Below are 10,000 nucleotides of genomic sequence, written 5' to 3'. Positions count from 1 at the left end.
GAACTGCATAGTTCCGGCTTCTATCTGAGCCAGCATCAGGCCCCGGAGCCTGTCGAAGCCCCAGATTTTTGGCCAAAAGCCACGACAGTACAGTCAGGCGCTAGCCTGCGATTTTTTTCTGGCAGCCCGACCTTTGAACAGCTTTTTGCTGTGCTGCAATTATTGCCGGAACAGGCTGTTTATCCACTTAGCTTGTATCGTCCTCATGCTGATTTAGCTTTGGCTGTGCGCCTCGATTTACCGCAAGCGTTAAACACGGAGCAAATTCAGGCGTTGCGTCAGCTCACTGAGTGCTGGACTATCGAGCTGGTGTATTTGTCTGCCCCAGTGTTGTTGCAACGGCCAGGCGTATTGGTGATGGATATGGATTCGACAGCGATTCAGATTGAGTGCATTGATGAAATTGCCAAACTGGCTGGTGTAGGAGAGCAGGTGGCTGCTGTGACAGCCAGAGCTATGAATGGCGAGCTGGATTTTGCGGAAAGTTTGCGTCAGCGTGTTGCGACACTGAAAAACGCGCCAGAGAGCCTGTTAAAACAAGTATTAGACGCTGTGCCGCTGATGCCGGGGTTAGAGACCTTAGTGGCTTTTTTACAGCAGCATCAATGGCAAGTCGTGATTGCATCCGGTGGTTTTACCTATTTTACTGAAGCCTTAAAACAACGTTTGCAGCTAACAGCTACATTTGCCAATGAGTTAGAAATTATTGAAGGTAAGCTAACAGGGCAAGTGCTGGGGGCTGTAGTAGATGCTCAGACTAAAGCTGAGGTAGTGCAGCTGATAGCCAGTCAGTATCAAATCCCAGCCAGCCAGACAGTAGCAATAGGTGATGGGGCCAACGACTTACCAATGTTGGCCGTTGCTGCTCTTGGGGTGGCGTTTCACGCCAAACCTAAAGTGCAGGCGCAGGCCAAAGCTGCTATTCGGCAAGGCTCATTGCTGCAGTTACTGTATTTACTGGAGACCTGATGCAACATCACCAAAGCTCAGACTGGTTAACTATTACCGACTATCAGCTGCATTTACGCCTGTTGACTCCAATACAGACAGATTCAGCTTACCCTTTGCTGATGTTGCATGGTGCAATTGAAAACAGCCGGATTTTTTACAATGAAAAAGGTCGTGGCTTGGGCTGTTTTTTAGCTGACCGCGGCTTTCATGTTACTTGTGCTGATTTCGCCGGGCGTGGTTTGTCCATGCCCAAAGCCAGCAGAGGTTTTAATCACAGTCAGCAACAATTGATTTGTCAGGATATTCCCGCCTTGATTCATCATCTTTACCAACTATATCAGCAGCCTGTCGTGGTGATAGCGCATTCATGGGCTGGTGTAGTGCTGGCGGCCAGTTTAGCTCGTTTTCCTGAATTGATACCTAAGGTTAAAGCCATAGTGACCTTTGGTACTAAAAGAGTGATTAGTGTTAGGGGTCTGAAAAAGCTTTTGCATATAGATGTGGTCTGGAACTGGCTATCGCCTTTACTATGCCGTTTATACGGTTATTTACCAGCAAAACAATGGCGCTTTGGTGCCGATAATGAGCCTGCTCAGTATTTACTGGACACTATTGGCTGGATCCGTGGAGAAGCTTTTATTGATCCAACTGACGGTTTTGATTATGGCGCAGCCTGCTCGGCTATTAGTTGGCCACAGAGCTGGCATTTTGCCGCCATCAGGGATCAACTGCTAGGACATCCATTGGATGTACAGGCATTTTTAGCTGAAACAGGCTTGAACTCTGGAACTTATACCTTGCTGGGCAAAGAACAGGGCAATCGGAAGGATTATGACCATATCTCTATGCTGACAGATCCAAGCGCTGTCACTGATCACTTTGCCAAACTGGAAATGTGGCTGAAGCAGCTTTAGCCAGAGTCATTTATTCAGACAAATTCAGCTTAGCTAATAAAGCCAATCGTTGTTGCTGCTGATTTGCGATTTGCTCATGACTCAGGTTAAAACGCAACAGTACTTCGTCTGTAATATCCACCACATCCCCAACACCAACCACGCTCCAAAGTTCTTCTTCCAGTACTTTGGCTTTATGGATGGCGTAAGTGCTGACATATCCCAGTTCTTTCGCTATGTGTTCAGTGTCCGGACGACCAGTACGGGATAAAAAGATCTTAAAAGCAAAGAACAGGTCATTGTTGACCACATCATCAACAAAAGCTTTTTTTGCGCTGTGCAGTTGAAAGTCGAAATCAAATTTGGTTTCAAAACTATGTTCTATCCCATCCTGATCAGGTTTAAAACGCAGAAACACCTCGTAGCTAAAGGGCACTTCCTGGCGTTTCATCTTTTTCAACTGATTGGCAAATTGCAGGTTGGTTGCATTGTTTTTGAGCAGTGGTAGCACAGTGATGGAGTCTGGATCTTCACTAAAATGCGCAAGTAGTTTATGCAAAGCGCTGGGTTTGGCTCCCATAGCGACAACATCCAGGTTGTAACGCACACCCTGACGATGCACATAAAAGGCGAAGGTATCCAGAGCTTTCACATACATATTACGTAATGCCGGACCAAGTCCCGGGTACTTAGGCGTCTCCTCCGCCATGGTCAGCTTACTTCTGTTGTTATTGATCAACTGCTGAAAGAATATTTTACCGGCATGATCATTGGTTGGATCTATCACTCTCATGTTCATTATCAGCTTATTTTTACTGACGGCCATGATTTCATAGGGCAAACCAGACAACTGGTATTTGGTGGTGATTTTTTGTAACTCAGGCAAGCTGATGCGCACCGTATCACCTTTAGAGAAACTCACAGGCTCTGCACACTCCAGCTGCAGGCCTTTACTGGAAAAGTCACGGCTAAAAGACTGAATGTCTCCACCTTTGTCCAATTCCAGCACTACAGTAGTCTTATATAAAAAACGGCTTTCTGAGCGCAGATTAACATACTGCACTGATGCACTTTCAATATGAACCGACTTTTCAAGTTTGGCATGGCCAAACACTTTTAACTGGTTCAGCAGAGCAGCGTCATAGCTCATCGCTTTATACAAAGCAGCGCTTTGTGCTGTACTGATATCGGTCAAAGCCACTATGTAACGCAGATTCCGGATAAAGTTTGCAATTAAAGGTGTAGGCGGCTGATTTAGCTTTTGTACTTCCTGATCGGCACTGTTTGGCAAGGACAGTGGAATATGAGCATGAGCTGGTATAGTACGCAGCACTGACATTCTAAAAGCTCTGAAGCTGGGCTTAGCAGCGCCAAAACCCAAAAACACATTCTGCAATTCAGGATGTTGCATCAATTCTTCAGTGGTAGCTGAATAAAAAAATAATCGGCCTTTGGCTGCGTGGGTAAAGGTATAAAGCACAGTGCTGTTTTCATTGGCCTCTTTAGCCAGACATTGCTTCAGGCGTCTGACATGCAACAACTGTGGCAGAACATTCTGTTGACGTTCATCCTGAAAATAATGCATCAGATGCCTGTTATTTTCTGTCGTCAGCACGCAAGCCGGAGTTGCTTTTCCTTCGTTGACAGAGAGAAATACGGGCAATGAACTGATCCTGGGCAAATAAAATTGCTCGTACCCTTTGATGAATACCGCTTCGTATGTATTGTCGAGATTTACCTTGTAACGCCTTTTATTGCCATGAATAAAATGATGCAGGAATTCTGAAAAGCCTTTTTCGTCTGCCAGCGGCAGACGCTTTAATCTTACATAAAAACTCTTATCTGCTGGTTCAACGTCGATCACCTGATAAGGTATGCCATTGTTGATGCCCAGGGCAAACTCCTGCTCTAATCCCCGAAAAAATATGGCAACTTTTTGCCCTGCTGTCATTTCAATAGCTAAAGGGATTTTTATTTTACAACCAGAAACGGACAGGTCACTGGTGGTGGCAGGAAAGCGCTCTTCACCTTGCATCACCACTTCGATATCGATAGTAAAATTCATCCGTTCTTCGCGGCGCACACTGTAGCCAGCAAAGCGAATCAGGTGTGCCGCTTTATAATCATTGGCGGTGGCGTCAAGGTCTGATGGGATACCTGCAGGGTTTACCGTATCCGGAAACTCTCCTGATAAAACGTCCTGTAATCTTTTATTGGTTTCTTGCTGATGCCTGACTCTGAAGTTGTTATTGGTATTGGTCACGTCTTCAAAAATACCAATAGTGTATTGACCGTATTGTTTCAAGCCTTTTTCAAAGGTCTGAATGGCCAATTCATCCAGATAATGTGTTTGCCCTTTGTGCTCAAAAGGCCGCACTTCGCCGTCGACCCTGCCCCGTAAATCTATATAATAGGTGCATGGCTGAGCCAGCCGCTTTAGTTCCATTTTGATCAGGAACTGCTGCGATTTGGCTAAGTCCCCGGTCAATAGCCGAAACTCCTCATCAAACAACTCAGTGTTAATAAGGGGTTTCAGGCGTTCGAGGACGCTGGAATGAGCTTGTAAGTCGTTTGTTGTCATGCTCGCTTAAACAGTTACAGAACTGAAATGTCCTATACAAATAATTGGGTTAGAGTAAAACCTGTACGATGTAAAAGCAATAATCGTGCCTTTTAATAAAAAGAGATAAAAAAATGGCTAAAACCAAAAGCGCGTACGTCTGTAATGACTGTGGCGCCGACTTTGTCCGCTGGCAAGGCCAATGTACTGAGTGTGGAAGCTGGAACAGTATCAGCGAAGTTCGTCTGCCAAGTGTAACAAAACAGCAACGTTTTGACGGTTATGCAGGAGCTGCAGCAGCCAAAGTGATCCGGCTTGACCAGGTCGATTTGCAGGATGTACCGCGTTTTAGCTCTGGTTTTGCTGAGTTTGATCGGGTATTGGGGGGGGGCATAGTACCAGGCTCAGCCATATTAATAGGTGGCAGCCCTGGCGCTGGTAAAAGTACCTTGCTACTGCAAATTATGTGTGGTTTAGCGACAACAGATAAAGCTTTGTATGTCACGGGTGAAGAATCTCTGCAACAAGTCGCGCTGCGAGCTCACAGACTAGGCTTACCCACTCAGAATTTGATGATGTTGGCCGAGACCAATGTAGAGACTATTTGCCAACTGGCCCAGCAGGAAAAACCACGCATCATGGTCATCGACTCCATTCAGGTGATGCAGATGACGGATATTCAGTCAGCGCCAGGTAGTGTGTCGCAAGTGCGGGAAAGTGCCGCATACTTAACCCGTTTCGCCAAGCAGCATAATGTTGCTGTTATTATGGTAGGCCATGTAACCAAAGATGGATCATTGGCGGGCCCCAAAGTTCTGGAGCATTGTATCGATTGCTCTATTTTACTGGACGGCGATACGGACAACAGATTCCGTACTTTGCGTGGCAACAAAAACCGTTTTGGTGCCGTTAATGAGCTTGGTGTTTTTGCCATGACAGGGCAGGGTATGCGTGAGGTGAAAAATCCATCGGCAATATTTTTAAGCCGGGGTAAAGAAGATACGCCGGGCTCTATCGTGATGGTGTTGTGGGAAGGGACCCGGCCTTTGCTGGTGGAGATCCAGGGGTTGGTTGACTACTCGCCACTGAATAATCCTCGTCGTGTTACTTTGGGGATGGAGCAAAACCGGATTTCGATGTTGCTGGCCGTATTACATCGTCACGCTGGTATTCAAATGGCCGATCAGGATGTATTTGTCAACGTCGTGGGTGGCGTTAAGGTCAATGAAACCAGCGCTGATTTAGCTACTTTATTGGCCTTAGTTTCAAGTTTTAAAAATAAAGCTTTGCCTAACGAGTTAGTGGTTTTTGGTGAGGTGGGATTGTCCGGAGAGATTCGTCCTGTACCCAGCGGCCAGGAACGCTTAAAAGAGGCGGCGAAACATGGTTTTAAACGCGCCATAGTGCCAGTTGCCAACGCCCCCAAAGAGGTAATTCCTGGTATGACAGTTGTTGCTGTCAGTAAATTATCTGAAGCTTTGGATGCGTTATGACGGCACTGTGACGTCTCAACAGAAATAAAAAAAACGGCATAAAAGCCGTTTTTTTTATTTCTGTCTTTTTAGACTAAAGCGCCGATGTTACAGCGAGGCTACATCTCATTAAGAGCTCTGGTAAATAATAAACTATGTGTCTGGGGCGAAAGCCGCAGTCTACTAAGCTGCGGCTTCAAGTCCGACGGAGATATTAATTAAGGGCGTTAGGGAAGTTCAGCAACAATACCGCTTTGGCATCATCTCTTAATTTGACTAAACCTAACTTGTCGTAACTATCGACCATTAGCACTAAGGCTTGTTCTACCTGAGGAGAATCACGATAGTATTCCACTATGTATTTACAGCGATTGGCAGCCGCTAAATGAGCTCCACGTCGCGTGTAATAATCGGCAACCAGCAATTCGTAACGAACCAGTTTTTCCTTAATCGCAAACATGCGATTTCTGGCGTCATTGGCATACTTACTATTAGGATAAGTGCTCACCAGAATTTTGAAGTCTTCAAAGCCTTGTTTAGTGCTCGACAAGTCACGGTCTGCTCTGTCTATACCAACAAACTCCTGAAAGGCGTTGTCGTCAACCTTGATATTACTTAAACCACGCATGTAGTAGGCGTAGTCTAAATCCGGGTGGTTTGGGTTCAACCGGATAAAACGGTCAATACTAGCCAATGATTGAGTCGTATCGCCGCTCTGGTAATAAGCGTAAATCAAATCCAACTGCACTTGCCGGGATAAAGGACCAAATGGATAACGACTTTCCATGGCTCTTAACAGTTCAATAGCTCTGTTATACAGGCCTGAATCCAACACATTTTTGGCTTCTTCATACATTTGTTGCGCAGATTGATTGGTATTGACCAATTCATCTTCTGCTTTTTGGTTCCCCGCACAGGCGGTTAGTGTCAAAGCTAGGGCGATTATGGCTAAAAAGTTCACTTTCATTTAAAAATCCGCTACTACTTAAACCTATTGGCTATTTAGTCTGGAGTAAAACCGTTAAAATAACCTTTTATGGCCCGATTCTAACCCAGACAGTTCGGGTATGCACACAGGATAACTGGTTCCGACATGACAAAACAGATAAAACTTGCAGAAATTGTACCTGACCATTTATTTGGTAAGCGTTTAGATCAGGTATTAGCCGAAATGTTCCCGGACTATTCGCGTTCCAGAATAAAAGAATGGATCTTAGCCGATTGGGTTCAAATCAATGGTCAGGTCTGTAACACCCCCAGAGAGAAATTACTGGGCGGGGAGTCTGTAGTGATCCAGGCTGAGTTACCGGACGATGAGCGTTTTGAAGCAGAGCCTATAGAGCTCAATATTGTCTACGAAGATGAGCACATTATGGTGATCAATAAGCCTGCGGGTTTAGTGGTACATCCCGGTGCCGGCAATGCCGATGGTACTTTGTTAAATGCTTTGTTACACCACTGTCCTTCTATTGCAGAAGTACCTCGGGCAGGCATAGTGCATCGTCTGGATAAAGACACTACTGGTCTGATGGTGATAGCTAAAACTATTCCGGCTCAGACCCATTTAGTCGAAGCTATGCAGGAGCGGGAAATTACCCGTGAATACGAAGCTATTTGTCATGGCACTATGACTGCGGGCGGTACAGTGGATGAGCCTATTGGTCGTCACCCGACCAAACGCACTCATATGGCTGTGACCAGCTCAGGTCGGCCAGCTGTGACACACTACCGTGTGATGGAAAAATTCCGTGCTCACACCAGGCTGCGTTTACGTCTGGAAACAGGCAGGACACACCAGATCCGTGTGCATATGACTTATATCAACTACCCTTTGGTCGGGGATCCGGTATATGCAGGTCGTCCACGTCCGCCACGTAAAGCCGATGAAGCTTTGTTAACTGTGTTGCGCGGTTTTAAACGTCAGGCGCTTCATGCAGCTATGCTGCGTTTAGCTCATCCTATCACCAGTGAGATTTTGGAATGGCATGCGCCAATCCCGGACGATATGGTGCAGTTGACCTTGGCCTTACGTGAGGACACTGATATTCACGGTCTGGACTTTGCCTGATGTTCCAAGCCGACTGGCCTGCGCCTTTGCATGTGAAAACTGCCATTAGCACCCGTCAGGGAGGGGTGTCGTTAGGCCCTTATGCTGGATTGAACTTAGGCAGTCATGTCAGTGACGCAGCTCAGTCAGTCGAGCAGAACCGTCTGCTGTTCAGACAACAAGCGCAGATGCCTGCTGAACCTTTGTGGCTTAATCAGGTGCATGGCACAGACTGTGTGTGGCTTGAACAGTCAGATTTTTCTGTTGGGCCAGTGTGCGCTGATGCCAGCACCACAAAAAGCAAAGCTGTAGTGTCAGTGGTGTTAACAGCGGATTGCCTGCCAGTGTTATTTTGTGATGCGGCAGGTACCCAGGTGGCTGCGGCTCATGCCGGTTGGCGTGGTTTGGTAGACGGGGTGCTGGAACAAACGCTGGCACAGTTTGCTGAACCTCATCAGGTAATGGCCTGGTTAGGTCCTGCCATTGGTCCTAAAGCTTTTGAAGTAGGAGATGAAGTACGCCAGGCTTTTATAGCAAAAGATGCCAGAGCTGGCGCTGCTTTTGTGGCTATTCCAAATAAAAGCGGTAAATGGTTAGCGGATTTATATCAGCTGGCCTGTTTGCGTTTGACTGCTGCAGGTTTAACTCAAATCTTTGGTGGCGGTTTTTGTACATTTACAGAGGAAAGTCGTTTTTATTCTTATCGCCGTGACGGTCAAACAGGCCGGATGGCATCCTGTATCTGGTTGGATTGATGTAAGTCAAATTTTTGACGTTTTATTGCTTGATAATTAGTCGGCGCTCCCCCATCTTAATGCCAACAGTGGTTTGATGTACGTGGGGATAGATAGTATGAGACTCGACAGATTCACCAGTAAATTCCAATTAGCCATAGCTGAAGCTCAGTCTATGGCCCTAGGCCGTGACCATCAGTTTATTGAACCTATACATTTACTATTTGCCTTGCTGAATCAGGAAGGCGGATCGACCAAAGATCTGTTTAGCAAAATGGGCGTCAATACCAACGAATTGCGGTCTAAATTATCACAAGCCTTAGAACGTTTGCCTAAAGTCGATGGCGTGGATGCCAATGTCCAGCTGTCTGCTTCTACTATTAACTTATTGAATTTATGCGACAAATACGCGCAAAAGCGCAAAGACCAGTACATTTCCAGCGAGTTGTTTGTTTTAGCGGCCTGTGAAGATAAATCTGAACTTGGTCATTTGCTGCGGTTGCTGGGAGTGGACAAAGCTGTAGTCGAAAAATCTATAGAGCAAATCCGTGGTGGCCAGAATGTGGATGATCCCAATGCAGAAGACAGCCGTCAGGCATTAACCAAATATACGGTGGATTTAACAGCCAGAGCTGAGGCTGGCAAGTTAGATCCGGTGATAGGCCGTGACGAAGAAATCCGCCGTTGCATTCAGGTGCTGCAGCGCCGTACTAAAAACAATCCGGTACTGATTGGTGAACCTGGTGTAGGTAAAACCGCTATAGTCGAAGGTTTAGCACTGCGTATTATCAACAAAGAAGTACCCGAAGGTTTAAAAGACAAACGGGTGCTGTCTTTGGATATGGGCTCTTTACTGGCTGGCGCCAAATACCGTGGCGAGTTTGAAGAAAGATTAAAAGCGGTATTAAACGAGCTTTCAAAGGAAGAAGGTCGCGTCATTCTGTTTATCGATGAACTTCATACTATGGTAGGTGCAGGTAAAGCCGATGGCGCTATGGATGCCGGCAATATGCTCAAACCTGCCTTAGCACGAGGCGAGTTGCATTGTTTAGGCGCTACAACCTTAGATGAATACCGTAAATACATTGAAAAAGATGCGGCTTTAGAGCGGCGCTTCCAAAAAGTGATAGTGGATGAGCCCTCTGTGGAAGACACCATTGCTATTTTACGTGGCTTAAAAGAGCGCTACGAGCTGCACCATGCGGTAGAAATTACCGACCCGGCCATAGTGGCGGCCGCGACTTTGTCGCACCGTTATGTCAGCGACAGGCAATTGCCGGATAAGGCTATTGATTTAATAGACGAAGCGGCGTCCAGTATCAGAATGCAGATGGATTCAAAGC

At 46.3% G+C, this 10,000-nt stretch carries 8 protein-coding genes; 6 read left to right on the top strand and 2 right to left on the bottom strand.

Annotation, left to right across the window (positions count from 1 at the left end; all coding sequences use genetic code 11):
• Together serB and LDL40_RS11405 are read left to right on the top strand one after the other, a co-directional pair.
• Window positions 1–969: phosphoserine phosphatase SerB (serB, locus tag LDL40_RS11410; protein ID WP_300995505.1), on the top strand; the 969-nt coding region annotated here is incomplete at its 5' end.
• A complete protein-coding gene (locus tag LDL40_RS11405) occupies window positions 969–1,865 on the top strand; it encodes an alpha/beta fold hydrolase (protein WP_300995504.1) in 897 nt (298 codons plus the stop codon). The genes serB and LDL40_RS11405, both read left to right, overlap by 1 nt.
• 10 nt (window positions 1,866–1,875) lie before the next feature.
• On the opposite strand, the gene LDL40_RS11400 is transcribed toward LDL40_RS11405, so the two are convergent.
• Window positions 1,876–4,425, bottom strand: a complete 2,550-nt coding sequence (locus LDL40_RS11400; RefSeq protein ID WP_300995503.1) for a PilZ domain-containing protein — start codon at window positions 4,423–4,425, stop codon at window positions 1,876–1,878.
• Between the two features lie 113 nt (window positions 4,426–4,538).
• Here LDL40_RS11400 and radA point away from each other — a divergent pair, with 113 nt between their 5' ends.
• Window positions 4,539–5,897 carry a DNA repair protein RadA gene (gene radA / locus LDL40_RS11395; protein WP_300995502.1) on the top strand — a complete coding sequence of 453 codons (1,359 nt, stop codon included), beginning with the start codon at window positions 4,539–4,541 and terminating at the stop codon, window positions 5,895–5,897.
• A gap of 193 nt (window positions 5,898–6,090) precedes the next feature.
• On the opposite strand, the gene LDL40_RS11390 is transcribed toward radA, so the two are convergent.
• Window positions 6,091–6,843, bottom strand: a complete 753-nt coding sequence (locus tag LDL40_RS11390; RefSeq protein WP_300995501.1) for an outer membrane protein assembly factor BamD — start codon at window positions 6,841–6,843, stop codon at window positions 6,091–6,093.
• Window positions 6,844–6,969: 126 nt separating this feature from the next.
• Between LDL40_RS11390 and rluD the strand changes: the two genes are divergently transcribed.
• The 3 genes from rluD to LDL40_RS11375 form a co-directional block, all read left to right on the top strand.
• On the top strand, window positions 6,970–7,944 hold the full coding sequence (rluD, locus tag LDL40_RS11385) for a 23S rRNA pseudouridine(1911/1915/1917) synthase RluD (RefSeq protein ID WP_300995500.1): 975 nt from the start codon (window positions 6,970–6,972) through the stop codon (window positions 7,942–7,944).
• Complete coding sequence (gene pgeF, locus LDL40_RS11380) at window positions 7,944–8,678, top strand: peptidoglycan editing factor PgeF (protein ID WP_300995499.1); 735 nt, start codon at window positions 7,944–7,946, stop codon at window positions 8,676–8,678. The genes rluD and pgeF overlap by 1 nt, the downstream gene beginning before the upstream one ends.
• Before the next feature lie 97 nt (window positions 8,679–8,775).
• On the top strand, window positions 8,776–10,000 hold a 1,225-nt coding region (locus LDL40_RS11375; protein WP_300995498.1), incomplete at its 3' end, for a Clp protease N-terminal domain-containing protein.

Origin of the sequence: Rheinheimera sp., from assembly GCF_020217005.1 — a bacterium.
Taxonomy (GTDB): Bacteria; Pseudomonadota; Gammaproteobacteria; order Enterobacterales; family Alteromonadaceae; genus Pararheinheimera.
This window is presented reverse-complemented; position numbering and strand designations above follow the sequence as displayed.